The organism is Cohnella zeiphila (genome assembly GCF_014212055.1).
Taxonomy (GTDB): Bacteria; Bacillota; Bacilli; order Paenibacillales; family Paenibacillaceae; genus Cohnella; species Cohnella zeiphila.
In genome coordinates this window covers 1-21,345 of sequence record NZ_JACJVO010000014.1, presented here as the reverse complement: position 1 = coordinate 21,345, position 21,345 = coordinate 1, and the positions used below count along the sequence as shown (strand labels likewise).

Annotated in this window: 18 protein-coding genes and 1 pseudogene; 8 read left to right on the top strand and 11 right to left on the bottom strand. The window is 55.5% G+C overall.

The window, feature by feature from the left end; genetic code table 11:
• Nucleotides 1-63 precede the first annotated feature (63 nt).
• The 10 genes and pseudogenes from H7C18_RS12400 to rpmH form a co-directional block, all read right to left on the bottom strand.
• Nucleotides 64-912: a ParB/RepB/Spo0J family partition protein gene (locus H7C18_RS12400; RefSeq protein ID WP_185129387.1), complete on the bottom strand. Its 849-nt coding sequence runs from the start codon at nt 910-912 to the stop codon at nt 64-66.
• On the bottom strand, nt 893-1,666 hold the full coding sequence (locus H7C18_RS12395; RefSeq protein WP_185129386.1) for a ParA family protein: 774 nt from the start codon (nt 1,664-1,666) through the stop codon (nt 893-895). Before H7C18_RS12395 ends, H7C18_RS12400 begins: the two co-directional genes overlap by 20 nt.
• A 402-nt stretch (nt 1,667-2,068) precedes the next feature.
• A complete protein-coding gene (noc, locus tag H7C18_RS12390) occupies nt 2,069-2,893 on the bottom strand; it encodes a nucleoid occlusion protein (protein WP_185129385.1) in 825 nt (274 codons plus the stop codon).
• A gap of 296 nt (nt 2,894-3,189) precedes the next feature.
• Nucleotides 3,190-3,915, bottom strand: coding sequence for a 16S rRNA (guanine(527)-N(7))-methyltransferase RsmG (gene rsmG, locus H7C18_RS12385; RefSeq protein WP_185129384.1), 726 nt, complete (start codon nt 3,913-3,915; stop codon nt 3,190-3,192).
• Entirely contained in the window at nt 3,915-5,813 is a 1,899-nt protein-coding gene (gene mnmG, locus H7C18_RS12380) for a tRNA uridine-5-carboxymethylaminomethyl(34) synthesis enzyme MnmG (protein WP_185129383.1), read from the bottom strand. The genes rsmG and mnmG overlap by 1 nt, the downstream gene beginning before the upstream one ends.
• A 72-nt stretch (nt 5,814-5,885) precedes the next feature.
• A complete protein-coding gene (gene mnmE / locus H7C18_RS12375) occupies nt 5,886-7,262 on the bottom strand; it encodes a tRNA uridine-5-carboxymethylaminomethyl(34) synthesis GTPase MnmE (RefSeq protein WP_185129382.1) in 1,377 nt (458 codons plus the stop codon).
• Between the two features lie 126 nt (nt 7,263-7,388).
• Entirely contained in the window at nt 7,389-8,006 is a 618-nt protein-coding gene (gene jag, locus H7C18_RS12370; RefSeq protein WP_185129381.1) for an RNA-binding cell elongation regulator Jag/EloR, read from the bottom strand.
• Nucleotides 7,945-8,799, bottom strand: coding sequence for a YidC/Oxa1 family membrane protein insertase (locus H7C18_RS12365; protein WP_420481856.1), 855 nt, complete (start codon nt 8,797-8,799; stop codon nt 7,945-7,947). The genes jag and H7C18_RS12365 overlap by 62 nt, the downstream gene beginning before the upstream one ends.
• Nucleotides 8,800-8,960: 161 nt before the next feature.
• Nucleotides 8,961-9,305: pseudogene (gene rnpA / locus H7C18_RS12360) on the bottom strand (ribonuclease P protein component); the annotation flags it as partial.
• A gap of 101 nt (nt 9,306-9,406) precedes the next feature.
• Nucleotides 9,407-9,541 (bottom strand): 50S ribosomal protein L34, encoded by a 135-nt coding sequence (rpmH, locus tag H7C18_RS12355; protein WP_126956000.1) that lies wholly within the window; start codon nt 9,539-9,541, stop codon nt 9,407-9,409.
• 483 nt (nt 9,542-10,024) lie between these two features.
• Here rpmH and dnaA point away from each other — a divergent pair, with 483 nt between their 5' ends.
• The 6 genes from dnaA to gyrB all read left to right on the top strand — a co-directional run bounded on the left by dnaA (nt 10,025) and on the right by gyrB (nt 16,333).
• Nucleotides 10,025-11,377 carry a chromosomal replication initiator protein DnaA gene (gene dnaA, locus H7C18_RS12350; RefSeq protein ID WP_185129379.1) on the top strand — a complete coding sequence of 451 codons (1,353 nt, stop codon included), beginning with the start codon at nt 10,025-10,027 and terminating at the stop codon, nt 11,375-11,377.
• A 178-nt stretch (nt 11,378-11,555) separates the two neighbouring features.
• Entirely contained in the window at nt 11,556-12,695 is a 1,140-nt protein-coding gene (gene dnaN, locus H7C18_RS12345) for a DNA polymerase III subunit beta (protein ID WP_185129378.1), read from the top strand.
• Nucleotides 12,696-12,705: 10 nt separating this feature from the next.
• Complete coding sequence (gene yaaA / locus H7C18_RS12340; RefSeq protein WP_185129377.1) at nt 12,706-12,921, top strand: S4 domain-containing protein YaaA; 216 nt, start codon at nt 12,706-12,708, stop codon at nt 12,919-12,921.
• 25 nt (nt 12,922-12,946) lie between these two features.
• A complete protein-coding gene (gene recF / locus H7C18_RS12335; protein ID WP_185129376.1) occupies nt 12,947-14,065 on the top strand; it encodes a DNA replication/repair protein RecF in 1,119 nt (372 codons plus the stop codon).
• Between the two features lie 24 nt (nt 14,066-14,089).
• On the top strand, nt 14,090-14,338 hold the full coding sequence (gene remB / locus H7C18_RS12330; RefSeq protein WP_185129375.1) for an extracellular matrix regulator RemB: 249 nt from the start codon (nt 14,090-14,092) through the stop codon (nt 14,336-14,338).
• A gap of 84 nt (nt 14,339-14,422) precedes the next feature.
• Nucleotides 14,423-16,333, top strand: coding sequence for a DNA topoisomerase (ATP-hydrolyzing) subunit B (gene gyrB / locus H7C18_RS12325; protein WP_420481855.1), 1,911 nt, complete (start codon nt 14,423-14,425; stop codon nt 16,331-16,333).
• Nucleotides 16,334-16,459: 126 nt separating this feature from the next.
• Here the strand turns inward: gyrB and H7C18_RS12320 are convergent, their stop codons facing one another.
• Entirely contained in the window at nt 16,460-17,224 is a 765-nt protein-coding gene (locus H7C18_RS12320; protein ID WP_185129373.1) for a YheC/YheD family protein, read from the bottom strand.
• A gap of 166 nt (nt 17,225-17,390) precedes the next feature.
• On the opposite strand from H7C18_RS12320, the gene gyrA reads away from it, so the two are divergent.
• Complete coding sequence (gene gyrA / locus H7C18_RS12315) at nt 17,391-19,859, top strand: DNA gyrase subunit A (protein ID WP_185129372.1); 2,469 nt, start codon at nt 17,391-17,393, stop codon at nt 19,857-19,859.
• Between the two features lie 34 nt (nt 19,860-19,893).
• A complete protein-coding gene (locus tag H7C18_RS12310) occupies nt 19,894-20,964 on the top strand; it encodes an HD-GYP domain-containing protein (RefSeq protein WP_185129371.1) in 1,071 nt (356 codons plus the stop codon).
• Nucleotides 20,965-21,345 lie beyond the last annotated feature (381 nt).

Here is a 21,345-nt window from a genome sequence, read left to right as displayed (position 1 = left end):
TAGCATATCTAAGTTTAGTCCTTCCCGGGGAAGATTACAACTTGGATATGCTATTCCGACAGACTATGCCAACGCTTGGAGAATTTCCAGCAACCGTTCCAAATCTCCTTTGCCGAAGTAGGAAAGCTCGATATGTCCCTTCTCTTTATTCGGCTTGATCCGGACAGTCGTTTTGAATTTCTCCCGAAGAACTTCTTCCATCTCTTCGATGTACGGATCGCGTTTTTTTGGCTTTGGCTTAGCCTTAGCCTTGCCGCTGGGGTCCGGCTGTTGGACCGCATCCTCCAGCTCGCGAACGCTCCAGCTATTGGAGACCGCTTGTCTGGCCAGTTCTTTTTTGCGGGCGTCGTCCTTGACCCCTGCCAGCGCTCTCGCGTGACCCATCGACAATGTTCCACGTGAAACATGATCCTTGATTTCTTCCGGCAGCATGAGCAATCGAAGGAAATTGGCGATATGGGAACGTGACTTCCCAACTTTGAGAGAAAGTTCTTCCTGCGTCAACGAGAATTGATCCATGATGGCTTGGTACGCGATGGCGATCTCGATTGCGTTCAAGTCCTCGCGCTGCACGTTCTCGATCAGCGCAATCTCCATCACCTGCTGATCGCTATAGGAACGAACGACGGCCGGAATCGTCGGTCTTCCAAGCAGCTGCGAGGCTCGGAACCTTCTCTCCCCCGCAATAATCTCAAAGCCTCTTAGCGCCGTACGAACGACGATCGGTTGAATGACGCCATGTTCACGAATGGACTCGGCCAATTCTTTGATCGCTTCGTCATCGAACGTTTTGCGCGGCTGATACGGGTTGGCCCGCAGCTGCGCCAAGGGGATTTCTACGACTTTATCGTCTTCGTTAATCGAGAGAGACGTAATGAGCGCATCAAGTCCTTTACCTAGCCGCTTGCTCATACGTAATCACTTCCTTCGCCAGCTCGAGATACACCTCGGCTCCTTTGGATTTCGGATCGTATGTGATGATCGATTGACCGTGTGAAGGCGCCTCGCTCAAACGGACGTTGCGAGGAATGACCGTCTGGTACACTTTCTGCTGAAAATATTTCTTTACTTCTTCGATGACTTGGATGCCCAGGTTCGTCCGGGCGTCGAACATGGTCAGCAGAACGCCTTCGATCTGCAGCGAGGTGTTCAGATGCTTCTGCACCAGCCGGATCGTGTTGAGCAATTGGCTCAAGCCTTCCAACGCGTAATATTCGCATTGAATAGGAATGAGCACCGAGTCCGCCGCCGTTAACGAATTAATCGTCAGTATGCCGAGCGAAGGCGGACAATCGATCAGAATATAGTCGAACTCCTGACGAACTTGAGCGAGCGCCTTCTTCAAGCGAATCTCCCGCGAGATGGTCGGGACCAGTTCGATCTCGGCTCCGGCCAGTTGAATGGTGGCAGGAATCATCTTCAAATTCGGCAGTCCGGTCTCCACAATCGCTTGCTTCGGATGGATTTCGTTGATGAGAATATCGTAGATGCAGTATTCCACATCCGCTTTGCTGATTCCGATTCCGCTCGTCGTGTTGCCCTGGGGGTCGATATCGACGATGAGCACTCTCCGGCCCAAAGTCGACAAGCATGCCCCCAAATTAACGGCAGTCGTCGTTTTCCCGACGCCGCCCTTCTGGTTGGCAACCGCAATGATTTTAGACAAAACCTTCACCTCATTATAGACTGGCCTTCACGAAACGACTGGCAGCTTGTCCTTTTTGCCGAAAGCACTCTTTCTACGGAGATCGTTTCCATATTGATAACGGCGATAAATGCTTTATCGTAAGGGGGAACTTTCTCAACAAGATTCTGCGGACGCTTGAACGGCAGCGAGTTTCCGACCGCGGTCTTTTTTTCGCTGGCCACCGATGCGCCACATGAATCTGAACGCTCTCTATTTAGAAGGCAGACGATACGGAGTAAACCGGATTGAAGTCTATAGATGCGATACCGCAAGCGCGAATCGACTCCAAGGAGGACACAACCGTTCGTAAATTCATCAGAATCGTTACTTTCTCCGGACGGATCGGAACGACAATGCCGATCCGTCCGTCAACTAGCGCTTTTAGCCGTTCCGTTTCGGAATTTGAATGACGATTTCAATATGATCTTCGCAATCCCGTTCGCTGGACTTGATCGGAATGCCCGAGCCGGTCACCATATCGACCGACTGGCGAATCGTATTGAGGGCGAGGCGAACGTCTTTGGTAAAGGACACTCGACGCGACTTCGGCTTTTGTGAGGCTTCCAGCAGAAAGGCAATCCGGGTTTCCGTCTGTTTAACGTTCCATTCCTTTGCGATGATTTCCGCAAGCAACTTATTCTGAGTCTCTTCGTCCGGCAGCGCAAGCATCGCCCTGGCATGGCGTTCGGTAATTTTCCGTTCCAGCAGCGCATTTTTGACGGTCTCGCCAAGCTGAAGAAGCCGAATCTTATTCGCGATCGTCGATTGGCTCTTCCCCAGTCGTTGGGCCAGACTTTCCTGCGTCAACTGATGCAGCTCCATGAGCTTGTGATAGGCAATCGCTTCTTCGATAGCCGTCAATCCTTCGCGTTGAAGGTTCTCGATCAGCGCCATGGAAGCAGCCTGCGAATCGTTAATTTCGCGAACGATAGCCGGAATTTGATCCATGCCCAGCTTGGTGACGGCTCTCCATCGCCGTTCGCCGGCGATGATCTCGTATTTGCCGTTCCGCAGACGGACGACGATCGGCTGGATAATGCCATGCGTCTTGATCGTTTGGCAAAGCTCATCGATCCGTTCGTCGTCAAACACCGAGCGCGGCTGATAGGGGCTCGGGACGATATCGGCAACCGGAATTTGTCTGACTTCTTCTTGCCCTGTGCTGCGGTCAGACAATCCAAAAATGCGCGACAGCGGTTCTCTCATGTTCTCTGACCACCACGTTCTCATATTTCGAAGCTCATTGCGAAGAAAAAGCGCCGCCAATTTGCACCAAAAAGGCGCATGTGCGGCACATCGAAGGCGCTTCTATGTCCTATAATTATATATTCGCGATTCAAACTCCATTTCCTGCCGAACGCGCAAACTTTCAACGTTTAATTTGTTCCACGTGAAACAAAATCTTCACTTTTTGATGGTTTGCGTGATATGAATCACAATAGTCAACCGACCCTCTGCTTCCGCAGCTAACATGATAATTGTTTCACGTGGAACATCGAAGGCTATCCGAGCAGAGGCGTCTTCAAAGGTATGCCTGCTTTTCGAGGATACGGTTTGGGGGTTGGGCCGTTCTTGGCCATAACCACGAGATGGCGATCAGCCTTTTCAATCGGAAGTTCCAAGCGAATCGTGTCCCGCAAACGGGCGTTTAACTTGCTTAGGCTGTATTCACTCTCATCCAGCTCCTCCCGAACGTCCGATCCTTTCATCGCCACAAAAAAGCCTCCGGCGCGAACGAACGGCAAGCAAAGCTCATTCAAACCCGCAAGCCTTGCCACCGCTCTTGCCGTCGCAATGTCGTAGCGGTCGCGATGCTCCGGCAGCCTGCCGAGATCCTCCGCTCTGCCATGAAGGCAAACGATCCCTTTCAAGTCCAATTGAGCCGCGACTTCTTCCAAAAATCGAATGCGCTTCGCTAAAGCGTCGACAATGGTCACCTTCAAATCGGGAAATGCAATTTTAAGAGGGATCGAAGGGAAGCCGGCGCCGGATCCGATATCGGCCAGCGCCTTGTCTCCCTCCAATTCAGCAGCCATCGAGACGGTAAGAGAATCATAAAAATGTTTCTCGTATACCGCTTCCCGTTCCGTAATGCCGGTCAGATTCATCTTCTCGTTCCATTCGACGAGCAGCTCGTAGTAGCGTTCGAACTGCTCCAGTTCCCGCTCTCCAAGAAGGATGCCAAGCGCGCCGGCATTGTCGGCCAACCAACTTTGCACTTGAACCATCAGGACCCCCGTGCCGCGGTTACCCGGTTATAGTGTTCAAGGTGAACGAGCAAAATGGACAAGTCTGCCGGGGTTACCCCGGAGATTCTCGAAGCCTGACCGAGAGAGAGCGGGCGAACTTTGTCGAGCTTCTGCTTCGCTTCCGTCGCCAGACCGTGGATGATCCCGTAATCGATATCGTCCGGAATTCGCTTTTTCTCCATTTTCCCCAGCCGTTCGACTTGCTGCAGCTGTTTCTCGATATATCCCGTATATTTGATTTGAATCTCGACTTGTTCCTTCATTTCCTCCGATAATTCCACCGGAGACGGCGACAGCTTCTCCACATCGGAATAGGCCACCTCCGGCCGGCGAAGCAGCGTGATCCCGTCCGTCGTATTCTGCAGCGGAGCCGAATCGCGGGAAGCCAGCATGGCCTGAACTTCTTCATCCGGCTTAATCCGGATCTCCTTCAGGCGGCCGATCTCCGCTTCCACCTTCGCCTTCTTCTCCAAAAACTTCTCATACCGTTCTTCCTTGATAAGACCGATCTCATGCCCGAGCGGCGTCAACCGCAAATCGGCGTTGTCATGGCGCAGCAGAAGGCGGTATTCCGCACGGGATGTGAGCAGCCGGTACGGTTCGTTCGTTCCTTTGGTAACCAGATCGTCGATCATTACACCGATGTAGCCGGCCGACCGTTCGATAATGACCGGCTCCTCCCCTTTCACCTTGCGGGCGGCATTGATTCCGGCCATAATCCCCTGTCCTGCCGCTTCCTCATAGCCCGATGTGCCATTGATCTGCCCGGCCGTGAACAGATTCGTAACAAGCTTGGTCTCGAGCGAAGGCCACAATTGGGTCGGAACGACCGCATCGTATTCGATCGCATAGCCGGTCCGCATCATCTCCACCTTTTCCAGGCCGGGAATCGAACGAAGAATTTGCAATTGCACGTCCTCCGGCATGCTGGTGGACAGCCCTTGCACATAATACTCCTTCGTATTGCGCCCTTCCGGCTCCAGGAAAATTTGATGCTTCGGCTTATCCGCGAATCTCACGATCTTGTCTTCAATCGAAGGGCAATAGCGCGGCCCCGTCCCTTCGATCGCGCCGGAAAACATCGGGGCCCGGTGCAGATTATCGTTGATAATTCGATGAGTGTCCTCCGACGTATAAGTCAGCCAGCATGGAAGCTGTTCGTTCGCCCGATCCGAATATTCCGTCTCGAACGAGAAGAACTTCGGCGACTCGTCGCCCGGTTGAATCTCCGTCTTGACGAAGTCGATCGTATCCTTATGAACGCGCGGCGGCGTTCCCGTCTTGAAGCGCACGAGTTCCAAGCCCAGCTTCCGCAGCGACTCCGACAATTTCACCGAAGGCTGCTGGTTGTTCGGTCCGCTCTCGTACATCAGCTCGCCCATGATTACTTTGCCGCGCAAATAGGTGCCGGTCGTCAGAACGACCGCTTTGGCCCGGTATTCGGCTCCCGTCTTGGTGACGACGCCGCGGCAAACGCCATCCTCCACGATCAAATCTTCGGCCATGCCCTGCCGCAGCGTCAGACGATCCGTCTTCTCGATCGTTTCCTTCATCGTATGCTGGTAAAGGAACTTGTCGGCTTGCGCGCGCAGCGCGTGTACGGCCGGTCCCTTCCCTGTGTTGAGCATACGCATCTGAATATACGTCTTGTCGATGTTCCGCCCCATCTCTCCGCCCAAAGCGTCGATCTCGCGCACGACATGTCCTTTGGCCGGTCCGCCTACCGACGGGTTGCACGGCATAAAAGCGACCATGTCCAAGTTAATCGTGAGCAGCAGCGTCTCGCAGCCCATTCGCGCCGAAGCCAGCGCAGCCTCGCAGCCGGCATGCCCCGCGCCGATCACGATAACATCGTATTCTCCCGCTTGGTATCCCACTTGCTGATCCCTCCTTCTTTTGACCCAGGACCGATCGTCCCGGCCCTTCCATTCAAATTCGTCCAGACCGCTTTATTTTCCCAGACAAAATTGCGAAAAAATCTGATCCAGCAACGATTCCCCTACCGCGTCCCCAATAATCTCGCCGAGCTGCTCCCATGCCGTCGTAAGATCGATCTGAATCAGGTCGATCGGAATGCCGGCTTCCGAAGCCGCAATCGCATCCTCCAGAGACTTCGCCGCCAAATGCAGCAGCGAAATATGTCTGGCGTTGCTGACATATGTCAGATCGTCGCTCTCGACTCCGCCGCTGAAGAACAATTTGGAGACGGCCTGCTCCAACCGGTCGATCCCTTCCCCTTCCTTCGCGGACAGGAAAACGATTCGTTCCTCCGGAATTTCTCTTTTGACTTCCTCCAGGTCGAGCGCGCCCGGCAAATCGATCTTGTTCACGACAGCGATCGCCGGTCTTCCCGCCAATTCCTTCATTAGTAGCCGCTCGTCCTCGTGCAGCGGTTCGTGATGGTTCAATACAAGCAAAATCAAATCGGCTTCGTTCAACGCTCCTCGGGAGCGCTCGACCCCGATCCGCTCCACCACGTCGCTCGTCTCGCGGATGCCGGCCGTATCCAGCAGCCTTAGCGGAACGCCGGCCAACGACACCGATTCCTCGACGATATCCCGCGTCGTCCCCGGAATGTCGGTGACGATCGCCTTGTTGTCGTGGGCCAGCGCGTTAAGCAGCGAGGATTTGCCCGCATTCGGCCTGCCGACGATCGCCGTCACGATGCCTTCCCTCAATATTTTGCCTTCCGCGGCCGTTTTTAGGAGCATCCGTACTTCCTGCAACGCGATCCCGCACGTTTCTGCAATGGCGGCTGCCGTCATCTCCGCCACATCGTGCTCCGGATAATCGATATTGACCTCCACGTGCGCGAGCAGCTCGAGAAGCTTCTGCCTCAGCGGCGCAATCCGTTTGGACAGCGCACCTTCGGATTGGCGTCTGGCAAGCTGGAACGCCCGATTCGACTTCGAACGGATCAAGTCGATCACCGCTTCCGCCTGCGCCAGGTCGATCCGTCCGTTCAGGAAAGCCCGCTTCGTGAACTCGCCAGGTTCCGCAATGCGTATGCCGCTTCTCAGCACCAGCTCCAGCACCGACTGAACGGCGACGATTCCCCCGTGCGTGCTGATCTCCACTACGTCCTCCGCAGTGAAAGACCGCGGTCCCCTCATCACCGTAACGAGAACCTCGTCCAGCACCGCTCCATCCGCCGGATCTTCAATCCAGCCATAGTTTACCGTATGCGTCGGGGCTTCCCGCAAATCCAGCCGCGAACGGAACAACGGCGCTATCTTCTCCACCGCTTCCGGCCCGCTGACCCGAACGACGGCGATGCTGCCTTCCCCGAGCGCCGTCGCCACCGCCGCGATTGTATCTTCGGTCATGTCGCTCCCTCATTTTCAACCGTAAAATAAGATAACCCCACAAAGTGGGGCTTAGCTTCGATGTTTGCTCCTGAACTAAACGGGAACCCCGCTCGCGCTCCGGAAGCCACTGCGTGGCCGCGAAAGTTACTTTAATGCGATGACGATGCAACGGTTCGGTTCATCGCCTTGACTGTACGTTCTGACCCGCGGGTGCGTCTGGAGCCGGGCGTGAATGATCTTCCGCTCCTGAGAGGACATCGGCTCCAGCACGACTTCCTTCCTCGTTCGCATGACCCGCTCGGCCATCCTCTCGGACAACGCCTCCAGCGTCTGCCTCCGCCTTTCCCGGAACTGCTCCGCGTCAAGCACGATTCTCAAATGCTTATCGGAATGGCGGTTGGCCACGATGTTCGTCAAATATTGCAGCGCATCGAGCGTTTGCCCCCTGCGGCCGATCAACATGCCCAATTCGGAACCGGTCAGGTTAAGCTGCGTATGTTCGCGCTCGTCCAACTTCTCGATCCCGACCGTGAGGTCCATGGCGCCGGTAACTTCCCGGAGAAAGGTCATCGCTTCTTCCACGCCGTCGGGCTTCAGCTCCAGCTCGACCTTCGCCTCCTTGGCGCCGAATAGCCCGAACAGCCCTTTGGAGGGCTGTTCCAGGACGAGAACGTTGACCCGATCTTGGCCTACGCCCCACTCATTTAGACCGTTTCTTACCGCTTCTTCTACCGTTCTTCCTGACGCCACCAGCTTTTTCATTGGGCATGGCCTCCTTGCCGTTACCTTCCGGTTTGGGCGAACGTCCATACATGAAATAGTTCTGTGTAATGGTGTAAAGGTTCGTGTAGATCCAGTAGAGCGGCAGCGCCGACGGGAACGAGATCGCCATGACGAAGATCAGCACCGGGAAGACGAACATAAGCGCCTTCATCGCCCCCATCTGCTGGGACGGGTTCATCTTCATCATCATGTAAGACTGCACGAAAGTCGTCATCGCCGCGATCACGGGCAGAATGTACAGATGGTCCGGTTTACCGAGCTGCAGCCACAGGAACGAGTGCTCGCTGATCTGCTCGTTAATCGTAATGGAGCGATACAACGCGATAAAGATCGGCATCTGAACGATAAGCGGCAAGCATCCGGCCAGCGGGTTGACCTGATGCTCCTGGTACAGCTTCATCATTTCTTCCTGCTGCTTCTTCGGATCGTCCTTGTATTTCTCCCGAAGCTTCACCATCTCGGGCTGCAGCTTCTGCATCGCTTTGGAATTCTTGAATTGCTTGATGCTGAGCGGAAGGATAATCGTCCGGACGATGACCGTCAGAACGAGAATCGACAGCCCGTAAGAGCCGTTGAACCACTCCGCGAATTTATCGAGCATCAGCGAGAACCAGTAGACCACATTCCGGTCCCACCAGCCCCTCTGGAGCAAACCTTCCGTCGTCGTCTTATGAACGGATGAAGACGGCGTACAACCGGACAGGAAAAGCATCACAGAAGTCAACGCGCCGATCAATATCCAAAATTTGCGGTTACGAAGCAACTCACCCAAGCTCCTCTCTAGCCTTCGAAAAACAGAAGATTTCCAAGCGACCTCTTGTCCATCACAACTATACCATAATTGTGAAGTTGATGGAAAGCGCCCTATCGGCTCTGGCCGCGGCTTTTCCGGCCGGTTTGCGGCCCCTTGCGGAAGCCCGTCCTCTCCGCCGGTTTCGACCCTTTGAGCAGGCCCGCTTTGCGCAGAACGTGGAGCACGCTTCCCTCCATCTCTTTATAAGGAAGAACAAGCGCCGGCTTGCGCACGATCAGGATCAGGTCGAGTCCGTCGTTCAGCTTGTCCGCATTCAGACGGACGATCTCCTTGATCATCCTCCGCAACCGGTTCCGTACGACCGCTCCTCCCAGCTTGCTGCTGGCCGAAATGCCGAGACGAAACCTCTCGGTCCGGGTCTCGTGCCGCCAGTATACGACAAACTGCGAATTCGCGAACGAGCGGCCGTGCCGATAGATTCTGCCAAAGTCCTCTCTGTTTCGAAGGCGCAGCTTCCTCTGCATCTTCCACCGTCCTCCGGCTCCTTCGAAACCTCGAAGGCCGATCTGCTTCTATTATGGACCGCAAATAAAGAAAAAAGACCACCTGGCGTGGTCTCTTATCCTTAAGCGGACAGTACTTTGCGTCCTTTTTGGCGGCGAGCCTTCAGAACTTTGCGTCCGTTCTTCGAGCTCATCCGGCTGCGGAATCCGTGTACCTTCTTCCGCTTGCTTACATTCGGTTTAAATGTAGGACCCACCGTTCAATACCCCCTAACCGTTAAAAACTCAGGTCTTCATATTAAAGCACAAATGGCTTCCAAAGTCAATGTGAACAGCTTTAGACACAGATATCCAATATTTTTCGTTTTATGCACATGTGAATAATTCTTGCCGTCAATTCCGGTTATTCAGGGTATTTGTCGAATTGTCTCACAATTTATCAACAATATCTAGTGTTGTGCACAGAAGGCGTCCACAAGTTATTGAATTTGTGGATAACAAGGGCGAATCCGTTGAATTGCGCGGGTTGTTCTGCTATGATTAGTTCGATATTTCGCAGTGGATATCCTCCAAACGGACGTTTTTTATTAACAGGCTGTGTATAACTTTGTGAACAACATCCCCTTCTTCTGGACAATCCCTTAAAGAATTCAGGGAATGATGTGGATAAGTCATTGGCTGCCTACATTCGACAATTCCGCCGCCCTGGTCCGCCTGATGGGTTAAAGGAGTGACTTCAGATGGACAGCCGCAGCAGCGAGATATGGCAGCAGGTTTTGTCGGTCATCCAAACCAAATTGAGCAAACCTAGTTACGATACCTGGTTCAAAGCGACCAAGGCTTCTTTCCTAAACGAAGAAACGGTCGTTGTAACCGCTCCCACGACGTTTGCCGCCGAATGGCTGGAGAGCCGATATACGAAGCTGGTGTCATCTGCGCTATCCGATTATTTGGGAAGGACGGTCGAAGTCAAATTCGCGATCGAAGAGGCCCGCGCCGCGGAGCCTCCCGCTCCCGTGCCGCAAATTCCGGCCGCGAAGCCCGTCCAGCCCGAAGAGAGCATCAGCCATATGCTCAATCCGAAATACACGTTCGACACGTTCGTCATCGGCGCCGGCAACCGGTTCGCCCATGCCGCGTCGCTCGCGGTCGCCGAAGCGCCGGCCAAGGCGTACAATCCGCTGTTCCTGTACGGCGGCGTCGGACTTGGCAAGACGCATCTGATGCATGCGATCGGCCATTACATTCTCGAGCACAATCCGAACACGAAGGTACTGTACATCTCTTCCGAGAAGTTCACGAACGAGTTCATCAACGCCATCCGCGACAACCGCGGCGAGAGCTTCCGGAACAAGTACCGCAACATCGACGTGCTGCTCATCGACGACATCCAGTTCCTGGCCGGAAAGGACGGGACGCAGGAAGAGTTTTTCCACACGTTCAACGCGCTGCACGAAGAGCACAAGCAGATCATCATCTCCAGCGACCGCACGCCCAAAGAGATCCCGACGCTCGAAGAGAGGCTGCGCTCCCGGTTCGAATGGGGCCTCATCACCGATATCCAGCCTCCGGATCTGGAGACGCGGATCGCGATTCTCCGCAAGAAGGCGAAAGCGGAGAACCTCGACATTCCGAACGAGGCCATGGTTTATATCGCCAACATGATCGATTCCAACATCCGGGAGCTGGAAGGCGCGCTCATTCGGATCGTCGCTTACTCCTCGCTCACCAACCAGGACGTCTCCACCCACCTGGCCGCGGAAGCGTTGAAGGATATATTGCCGACGGGCCGCAACCGGCTCATCACGATCCAGGACATCCAGCAGCGGGTCGGGGAGTTTTACGGTTTGAAGCTGGACGATTTCAAGGCGCGCAAACGTACGAAGGCGGTCGCTTTCCCCCGGCAGGTGGCCATGTACTTGTCGCGGGAGATGACCGATTATTCGCTTCCGAAGATCGGCGAGGCGTTCGGCGGACGGGACCATACGACCGTCATTCACGCCCACGAGAAGATTACCCAGCAGCTGAAAGCGGACCAGGAGCTGCACAAGATCGTGCAGAATTTGACGGAGAAAATCAAAAACTTCGGCTGATGTCGAAACGCGCTAAGTTATCCCCGTGGATACCGCGAAGCCTATGCACAAAGAATGCACATGTGGATAGGCTTTCGTTTTCGCGTCTTTCTTGACTTATCCACATATTCACCGCACCTACTGCTACGACTGTCTTTTTATATACAGGCTACATAAGCCGACATGAAGAGGTGAGCCCGTGAAACTGACGATATCGCGCAACGAATTGAACGAAGCGGTCCAGCACGTGTCCAAGGCCGTAGCGGCCCGTACGACCATCCCGATCCTTAGCGGGATCAAGATCGACGCCGTCGAACACGGCGTTACTTTGACGGCAAGCGACACCGATATTTCGATCCAGAGCTTTATTCCTACCGAAATGCAGGACAGACGGATCGTAACCGTCCATCGCGGCGGAAGCGTCGTTCTTCCCGCCAAGTTTTTCGTAGAGATTATTCGAAAATTGCCGAACGAAGAAGTGCTTCTGGAAGTCGGCGAACGGTTCCAGACGTCCATTACGTCGGGAGCGATCGACATTCAGCTCGTCGGCTTGGATCCCGAGGAATTCCCGATTCTTCCGATTCTGGAAGAAGATCGCGTTTTTTCCATATCCGGCGATCAGTTGAAGTCCATGATTCGACAGACCGTTTTCGCGGTTACGACCAACGAATCGACGCCGATTCTGACGGGCGTGCTGTGGAGTCTTCAAGACGGCGTCTTCAAATTTGTCGCAACGGACCGCCACCGCCTCGCCACCTGCAGCATCCGGTCCGATGTCGGCGAAGAGCTGAAGTTCTCCAACGTCGTCATCTCCGGCAAAACGCTCGGCGAATTGTCGAAGATCATTCCCGACCAGGACGAGCTGGTCGACATCGTCGTCGCGGACAATCAAGTGCTGTTCAAGCTAGGCAACGTCCTGTTCTACACGAGAATGTTGGACGGGACATTTCCCGACACTACTAGGATTATTCCGACGAGCTTCCGGACAGAACTGATTTTGAGCACAAAAGCGCTCAGCGAAGCGATCGACCGCGCCTATCTGCTTTCCCGCGAGGAAAAAACGAACATCGTTCGCCTGTCGACGACCGAATCCGGCGGCATCGAGATTTCTTCGAGTTCGTCCGAGTTGGGGCGGGTTCAGGAACAATTGACGGTAACGGAATTGAAAGGGGACCCGCTGCGCATCGCCTTCAACTCGAAATATATGCTCGACGTTCTCAAGGTCGTGGACAGCGAGAAACTGTTCATCGGCTTCACGGGGGCGATGAGCCCGATCATCATCAAGCCCGAACAGGAAGACAGTCTTCATCTCATTCTTCCCTATCGAACGACGAACTGAGGTGCAGGTCGTGAAAGAAGTCGCGATTTCGACAGCCTATATCACGCTGGGCCAGGTGCTGAAGCTGGCCGATTGCGTCGGCTCCGGCGGCGAAGTGAAGATTTTCCTTCAGGAGAAAGCCGTCAAAGTGAACGGAACGCCGGAGAACCGGCGCGGCCGGAAGCTGGTGCCCGGCGATACGATCGAGGTCGAAGGAACGGGCGTTATCGTCGTCAAGGCCCGTTGAACGGCGGGAAAGGACAAAACCGAACATGCAGTTGAAAAGCTTGGAGCTGCACGGCTATCGGAATTACGAGAAGCTGGAGCTGGCGACCGGGGCAGGCGTCAACATTCTGATCGGTCCGAACGCGCAGGGCAAGACGAACCTGCTCGAGGCGATTCACGTGCTCGCTTTGACGAAGTCGCACCGGACTTCCAAGGATAAGGAGCTGATCGGCTGGAATCAGCCTTCCGCGCGGCTCAAGGCCGAATTGGAGCGCAAGGTCGGTCCGGTGACGGTTGAACTGCTCCTGTCTCCGCAAGGCAAGAAAGCGAAGGTAAACGGGCTGGAGCAGCGCAAATTGAGCGGTTTCGTCGGTACGGTCAACGTCGTATTGTTCGCGCCGGAAGATCTGGATATCGTCAAAGGCTCGCCCGGTATACGCCGCCGATTCATGGACATGGAGATCGGCCAGGTGCATCCGGGCTATTTGTTCGATCTGCAGCAGTATCAGCGGATCATGCAGCAGCGCAACAACTACCTGAAGGCGACGGACTACTCCAGGGCGTCCCGCGAAATGATGGAAGTGTGGGACGAACAGCTAACGGCGTCAGGTGTTAAAATGATGCAAAGAAGGCAAAACTTTATTGTAAAGCTGCAGCGCTGGGCCGAGAAAATCCACGAGGGCATCACGGCCGGAACGGAACGTCTAACGGTAGAGTACCGGCCTTCCTTCGGCGGCGGCCCCGACGCCGCATGGGAAGATCAATCTTCTTTATTCCAGCAATTTATGTTAAAGTTAACACAGGGTAGAGAACAGGAATTCCGACGCGGAACCACGCTTGTCGGTCCGCATCGGGACGACCTTGCTTTCGCGATCAACGGCAAGGACGTGCAATCGTTCGGATCCCAGGGTCAACAGCGAACGACCGCTCTGTCTTTGAAGTTGGCGGAATTGGAGCTGATGCGGGAAGAGATCGGCGAATACCCGCTGCTGCTCTTGGACGACGTGCTGTCGGAGCTTGATCAGCAGCGGCAGACGCAGCTGATCGAGACGTTTCAGAGCCGGGTCCAGACCTTTATTACGACAACCGGGCTGGAGAGCGTGAACATGAGCCGATTGAAAGATGCGGCCGTCTACCATGTCAGAGACGGAACGGTACTGGTCTGACAATAAGGTTTTGGGAGGCGTGTCATGTACATTCATCTCGGCGGGGAGAAGATCATCCGCACATCGCAGATCGTGGCGATATTCGATATTTCCATCGAGCAGTCTTCCAAACTTTCACGGCAGTTCGTGGCACAGGCGCGCAAGAATCGCGAAGTGGAGACGATCGGGGAGGAAGATTCCAAGTCGATTGTCGTGACGGAAGAACGTATCTATTATTCGCCCATTTCCTCATCCACGTTAAAGAAAAGGGCACATCATCTTGTCGATCTGTAGCGGGAGGGTGCGGCCTGCGGACGGGGCATTCGGTCCCTTTCGCGAAAGCGCGTCAATGCAAAGAAGGCGGTGGAGGGTTTGTCCGTGAATTCGCAGCAGAATACGTACGACGAGAATCAGATTCAGGTGTTGGAAGGATTGGAAGCCGTTCGCAAGAGGCCGGGGATGTACATCGGTTCGACGAGCGGCAAGGGGCTTCATCACCTCGTTTGGGAAGTTGTCGACAACAGCATAGACGAGGCGCTCGCGGGCTACTGTACCCAAATCGACGTCATCGTTCACGTGGATAACAGCATTACCGTCATCGATAACGGGCGGGGCATCCCGGTCGGCGAGCATCCGAAGATGAAGCGATCGACCTTGGAAGTTGTCATGACCGTGCTTCATGCCGGCGGCAAGTTCGGGGGCGAAGGCTATAAAGTATCCGGCGGCTTGCACGGCGTCGGCGTCTCGGTCGTGAACGCGCTGTCCGAGCACGTCAGCGTGCAGGTCAAACGGGACGGACACGTTCACCAGCAGGAATACCGCCGCGGCGTTCCGCAATACGATCTCAAGATCATCGGAGATACCGACGAGACGGGAGTGAGAACCTGGTTCAAGCCCGATCCGGAGATCTTCACCGAGACGACCGAGTACAACTTCGATACGTTGTCCGACCGGATTCGCGAGCTGGCCTTTTTGAACAAAGGAATCCGCATCACGCTGACCGACGAGAGATCCGGACAGAGCGATGATTTCAAATACGACGGCGGCATCATCGAATTCGTCCAGTTCCTGAACCGGACGCGCGAGCCGCTGCACGAGCAGCCGATCTACGTAGAAGGCATGAAAGACCACATCCAATGCGAGATCGCGATGCAGTACAACGACAGCTACACCGAGAACATTTATTCGTTCGCCAATAACATTCATACGCACGAAGGCGGAACGCACGAATCCGGCTTCAAGAGCGCGTTGACGCGCATAATCAACGACTACGCCCGCAAAGCCGGCCTGATGAAGGAGAGCGAATCGAACCTGACGGGGGACGACGTCCGCGAAGGACTGACCGCCATTATCTCGGTCAAGATTCCCGATCCGCAGTTCGAAGGCCAGACGAAGACGAAGCTCGGCAACAGCGAGGTCAGAGGCATCGTCGAATCGCTGCTGGCGGAGAAGCTGCTCGAGTTCATGAACGAGAACCCGGCCGTCGCGCGCAAAGTCGTCGACAAGTCGCTTCAGGCTTCGCGGGCGCGCGAAGCGGCAAGGAAAGCGCGGGAATTGACGCGCCGCAAGGGAGCGCTCGAGGTAAGCTCGCTTCCCGGCAAGCTGGCAGACTGCTCGTCCAAAGACGCGTCGATCAGCGAGCTGTTCATCGTCGAGGGAGATTCGGCGGGAGGCTCGGCCAAGTCCGGGCGCGATCGCCACTTCCAGGCGATTCTGCCGCTCCGGGGCAAGATTCTCAACGTCGAGAAGGCGCGCTTGGACCGAATTCTGTCCAACCTTGAGATTCGGGCGATCATTACGGCGCTCGGCACGGGGATCAGCGAGGACTTCGACATTTCGAAGGCGCGATACCACAAGATCGTCATCATGACCGATGCCGACGTCGACGGCGCGCACATCCGCACGCTGCTGCTGACCTTTTTCTATCGCTATATGCGCAAGCTGATCGAAGAAGGTTACGTCTACATTGCCCAGCCGCCGCTCTATAAGGTCGAGCGCGGCAAGACGATTCGTTACGCCCAGACCGAAGCGGAGCGTGACGCGATCATCGCCGAATTCGGCGAAGGGGTCAAAGTGAACGTCTCCCGGTACAAAGGCTTGGGCGAGATGAACGCGGAACAGCTGTGGGAGACGACGATGGATCCCGAGAGCCGAACGATGCTCCAAGTACGAATCGAGGACGGGATGAAGGCGGACTTGATGTTCGATACGCTGATGGGGGACAACGTCGAGCCCCGGCGCGATTTCATTCATCAGCACGCGGCCTCCGTCAAAGATCTGGACGTATAGCCATTCACGATCGGGCCATCCGCCTAGGGCAACGCTAGGAATAGACTTCCGCAGGGCCGGACCGGCCGGAGGCAATTCCGGGCGATGCGGGCGGATGGCCGTTTGCTACCTCCCGGCAGGGGTGCTTCACTTCCTGGAGAAGCGGCCGTACGCTACGGCGTAAGAATAAATCCGGCGGAATACGGAGCGGTCTCTCAGCTTGCGGAAGATGAACGGGTCGGGAAGGGTATTCACTTCCAGAATCCAGGGCTTCAAATCTTCGCCGACCGCGACATCCACGCCGATCTCCTTCAGTCGCGGGAATCTTCTCTCCAGCGTTCTGGCAACGTCTTCACCCAATCCCCGGAGCTTCTGCATGAAGGAATGAAGAGCTGGCGTTCCGCCCAGATGCTCTCTCAGCAGGTCTTCCGGAGGCATCGGCGTGCCGCCGCTGTGATAGTTGGTCACGATCTTGCGGGGATTCGCCAGCCGGCCGATAATGCCGGTCGACTCCCAACGGTTCTGCGGGCTTCGCTGTACCATGACCCGGAAGTCGAAGCGGCGCCCGTCGTGTTTCAACAGCTCGATTCCTTGCTGGACCAGATAGTTCTTTTTGCGTTTGACGGTTTGAAGCTCTTCGAACATTCGTTCGAATGTCTCGAACCGGTACTTTCGTTCGCCGGCCTGGAATCGATAGGGATAAGGAGCCCGCTGATTTTTCTCGATGCGGATGACGCCCTGGCCGAACGTGCCGTTGACGGGTTTGACATAAATCATCCCGTAACGCCCGAGCATCTCCCGGACGGAATCGCGATGCATCGTCGTCGTCTCCGGGATATGTTCCCGCATCTTGGGGTTGGCTAACAGCGCCTCGGTTTTCGCTTTTTTGCTGCGGACGCGTTGGATCGCCATCGGGGTCCGCGCCCCCTTTCCCGTCAGCATTATGCTATAATGGAATTATTCATCCACCTTACAGTATGACGGTTTTCGCCCCGCGGTGAGCGGAGCGGAAGGCAACATATTCAGATCATGTCGATTGAGCAGGCAGCAGGTTCGGCAACATTGAAGGAGGATCTTCATGTCGGAAGAGCAACGCTCAGCGATTCGCGATCGGGACATCGGTCTCGAAATGCGGGAATCGTTCATGAGCTACGCAATGAGTACGATCGTCAGTCGGGCGTTGCCCGATGTTCGGGACGGGATGAAGCCGGTTCACCGCCGCATCCTTTACGGCATGTCGGAGCTCGGCATGGCGCCGGACAAGCCGTTTAAGAAATCCGCCCGGATCGTCGGCGAAGTCATGGGTAAGTACCATCCCCACGGCGACTCTTCGATCTACGAGGCAATGGTACGGATGGCGCAGGATTTCTCCATGCGCTACATGCTGGTCGAAGGGCAGGGCAACTTCGGTTCGATCGACGGCGACTTCGCAGCCGCCATGCGGTATACCGAAGCGAGATTGTCCAAGATCGCCATGGAATTGTTGCGAGACATCAACAAGGAGACGGTCAACTTTATCCCGAACTATGACGGCGAGGAACAGGAACCGGAGGTTCTGCCTTCGCGTTTTCCGAACTTGCTCGTCAACGGGACGACGGGGATCGCCGTCGGGATGGCCACCAACATTCCGCCGCATAACTTGCGGGAAGTCATCGACGGCGTGCAGGCGCTCATTCGCGATCCGGATTTGACTCCGTACGATCTGATGGAGTATGTCAAAGGACCGGATCTGCCGACGGCCGGCTACATTCTCGGTCGCGAAGGAATTCGGCAGGCGTATACGACCGGCCGGGGTTCGGTGACCATGCGGGCTCGCGCGGAGATCGAAGAGAGCGGCAACAAGGCTCGGATTATCGTTCACGAGCTGCCTTACCAGGTCATCAAGGCTCGACTCGTCGAGAAGATCGCGGAGCTGGTTCGGGAGAAGAAGATCGACGGCATTACCGATCTTCGGGACGAATCCGACCGGAACGGCATGCGCATCGTCATCGAACTGAGGCGGGACGTGAACCCCAATGTCGTGCTGAACAATCTATACAAACAGACCTCCATGCAGACGACGTTCGGCATCAATATGCTGGCGATCGTCAATAAGCAACCGAGGATTCTGAATCTCAAGGAAGTGCTGCATTATTATATCCAGCACCAGATCGAGGTTATCCGCCGGCGCACCGAGTACGACCTGAAGAAAGCGGAAGCGCGGGCACACATCCTGCAAGGCTTGCGCATCGCGCTCGATCATCTCGACGAAGTGATCGCGCTGATCCGCTCCTCGCAGTCGGACGAAGAAGCCCGCAACGGATTGATGGAGCGCTTCGCTCTTTCTTTCGATCAGGCGCAGGCGATCCTGGATATGCGTCTCCGCCGGCTCACCGGATTGGAACGCGAGAAGCTGGAGCAGGAATATAACGAGCTCATTCAGAAGATCGCCGAATATAAGGCCATTCTGGCGGACGAACAGCTCGTTCTGCAGATCATTAGCGAAGAGCTCGAGGAGATCAAGCTCAAGTTCGGCGACGACCGCAGAACGGAGATTACCGCGAGCGACGACGAGATCATGGACGAGGATCTGATCCCCCGTGACGACGTGGTCATCACGATGACGCACACCGGCTATGTCAAGCGGCTGCCCGTATCCACGTACCGGAGTCAGAAGCGCGGCGGGCGCGGCGTCGTGGGCATGGACACGAAGGATGACGATTTTATTGAGCATCTGTTCGTATCCAACACGCACCATTACCTGCTGTTCTTCACGAACAAAGGACGGGTGTTCCGCCTCAAGGCATACGAGATCCCGGATTTGAGCCGGACTGCGCGGGGAACGCCGATCATCAACCTGATCCAGATCGAACAGGGCGAGACGATCAACGCGGTGATTCCGGTCGAGGCATTCGAGCCGAATCAGTTCCTGTTCTTCGCAACTCGGGCGGGCATCGTGAAGAAAACGCCGCTCGACGACTATGCGAACATCCGCAAGGTCGGGCTCATCGCCATTTCCCTGCGCGAGGATGACGACCTGATCGGCGTCAAACTGACCGACGGCAAGCGGGAGATCGTGATGGGCACCGGCGAAGGGATGTCGATTCGCTTCTCGGAAGAGGATGTCCGCCCGATGGGACGTTCGGCTACCGGCGTCAAAGGCATTCAGCTGGACGACGGCGACCGCGTCATCGACATGGACGTCGTCGACCCTGATCGCGACGTGCTGATCGTGACGAGCAAAGGTTACGGCAAACGGACGCCGATGGGCGAATACCGGACGCAAACCCGCGGAGGCAAGGGAATCAAAACGCTGAACGTGACGGACAAGAACGGCCCCATCGTCAGCCTCAAGGTTGTGCGCGACGATGAGGACCTGATGATCATGACTTCGTCCGGCACGCTCATCCGAACCAGCATGTCGGGCATTAACACGATGGGACGGATCACCCAAGGCGTCAAGCTGATCAATATCAAAGAAGAGGACTTCGTGGCGACCGTCGCCAGAGCGCCCAGCAGCGAAGACTCGGATTTGACGGAAGAGGAAGACGGACAAAGCGAGGGCTAAAAGCACCCCGCTAAACCAGGGGAGGAAAGGCGCGATGCCGATACTGCCTACCGCGCAAGTTCAGGCTGGCGATCGATTGGCTGCCGATGTACAGACGGCATTGGGCAGTCTTCTGCTTCAAGAAGGGCGCATTCTCACGCATCGCGACTTGGAAATCCTTCAGGCGTTCCTCGTTCCGCAAGTCGATATTCACCGCAACGGTCTGCCGGAGACGTCCGCTAATGAAGAAACGAGTACCGAGGGAGTGCAGGAATCTGCGCTCCTTCCTTTGCATCGGCAGTTTCTCCGAATGACCCACCTTCTTAAGCAGGCGTTCGGGATGACCGGGCCCGGACAGAAGCTGCCCATCCTCGAGATTCGCCAGGAGCTGGGGAAGCTGCTGGATTCGATCGACGACTATAACGTGCTCATGTTCTCGCCTCCCGCGGACGAGGCGAGAACCGAACGCTGGATCGTGCAGAGCGTGCTGGTCGCCTTGACTTCCTATCAGTTGGCGCGTTGGTGCAAATTGCCGGAGAAGGATTGGACCGCTGTAGCCTTGGCCGGACTGCTTCACGATATCGGCAACGTAAGGATCGATCCGGCCATTTTCCGCAAGCCATCACGGCTTACGTCCGAGGAACTCCAAGAGATGCGTCAGCACACGGTCTACGGATTTAGACTGCTGGAAGGCGTCGCTTCGCTCAATCAAGGCGTGTCGCTGGCGGCGCTTCAGCATCATGAACGAATAGATGGAAGCGGGTATCCGATGAAGGTAAAGGGAGAGAAGATACACCCCTACGCCAAAATCGTCGCGATCGCCGATATGTACCATGCGATGACGTCCCATCGCCATCATCGTAAAGCGGAATCTCCCTATCTCGTGCTGGAGGAATTGCAGTCGGAGTCATTCGGCAAGCTGGAGCCGGTCTACGTGCAGACGTTTATCGACCGGGCGACGCAATTCCATAACGGGATGCTTGTCCAATTGAACGACAACCGCGTAGGGGAGATCGTCTTTACCGACCGCAGCCATCCGACTCGGCCCATGGTCAGCATCGGCGGCGATATTTTGAACTTAAGCAAGCAGAGAGAGCTTTACATTTGTGCGATATATTCGATGTGATGGACAGACCGGCCCGGGATTGTTGGCCGGTCGTTTTTTTATTTAAAAAAGTAGTTGCATTCACCCGCCCAACGTGATATATTATTCAAGTCGCCGCTGAACGGCAGCGAAGAGAGACGAATGAAGCAAGAGATTGCAAGAAAGACCTTGTTCCTTGAAAACTGAACATCGAGCGTAATTGGAATCGTCGATCGGGAGCTTCGGCTTTCGGGAGACAAACCAGCAAGGAAATGAGCCATATGGCTCTCTGATAAGGTTGGACATTTTGACTCTCGGGATTTCCTCACGGAAACCCTGACAACTGAACAATCAGCCTACGGCTGACGTTAACAGTTGCAGGGACCTGACGTCAAAAGTCCTTTTATGGAGAGTTTGATCCTG

Bases quoted from the DNA above. Each gene is read 5' to 3' on its own strand.
- H7C18_RS12400 (WP_185129387.1), bottom strand. From the start codon at position 912: ATGAGCAAGCGGCTAGGTAAAGGACTTGATGCGCTCATTACGTCTCTC.
- noc (WP_185129385.1), bottom strand. From the start codon at position 2,893: ATGAGAGAACCGCTGTCGCGCATTTTTGGATTGTCTGACCGCAGCACA.
- rsmG (WP_185129384.1), bottom strand. From the start codon at position 3,915: ATGGTTCAAGTGCAAAGTTGGTTGGCCGACAATGCCGGCGCGCTTGGC.
- mnmE (WP_185129382.1), bottom strand. From the start codon at position 7,262: ATGACCGAAGATACAATCGCGGCGGTGGCGACGGCGCTCGGGGAAGGC.
- jag (WP_185129381.1), bottom strand. From the start codon at position 8,006: ATGAAAAAGCTGGTGGCGTCAGGAAGAACGGTAGAAGAAGCGGTAAGA.
- dnaA (WP_185129379.1), top strand. From the start codon at position 10,025: ATGGACAGCCGCAGCAGCGAGATATGGCAGCAGGTTTTGTCGGTCATC.
- recF (WP_185129376.1), top strand. From the start codon at position 12,947: ATGCAGTTGAAAAGCTTGGAGCTGCACGGCTATCGGAATTACGAGAAG.
- remB (WP_185129375.1), top strand. From the start codon at position 14,090: ATGTACATTCATCTCGGCGGGGAGAAGATCATCCGCACATCGCAGATC.
- H7C18_RS12320 (WP_185129373.1), bottom strand. From the start codon at position 17,224: ATGGCGATCCAACGCGTCCGCAGCAAAAAAGCGAAAACCGAGGCGCTG.
- gyrA (WP_185129372.1), top strand. From the start codon at position 17,391: ATGTCGGAAGAGCAACGCTCAGCGATTCGCGATCGGGACATCGGTCTC.
- H7C18_RS12310 (WP_185129371.1), top strand. From the start codon at position 19,894: ATGCCGATACTGCCTACCGCGCAAGTTCAGGCTGGCGATCGATTGGCT.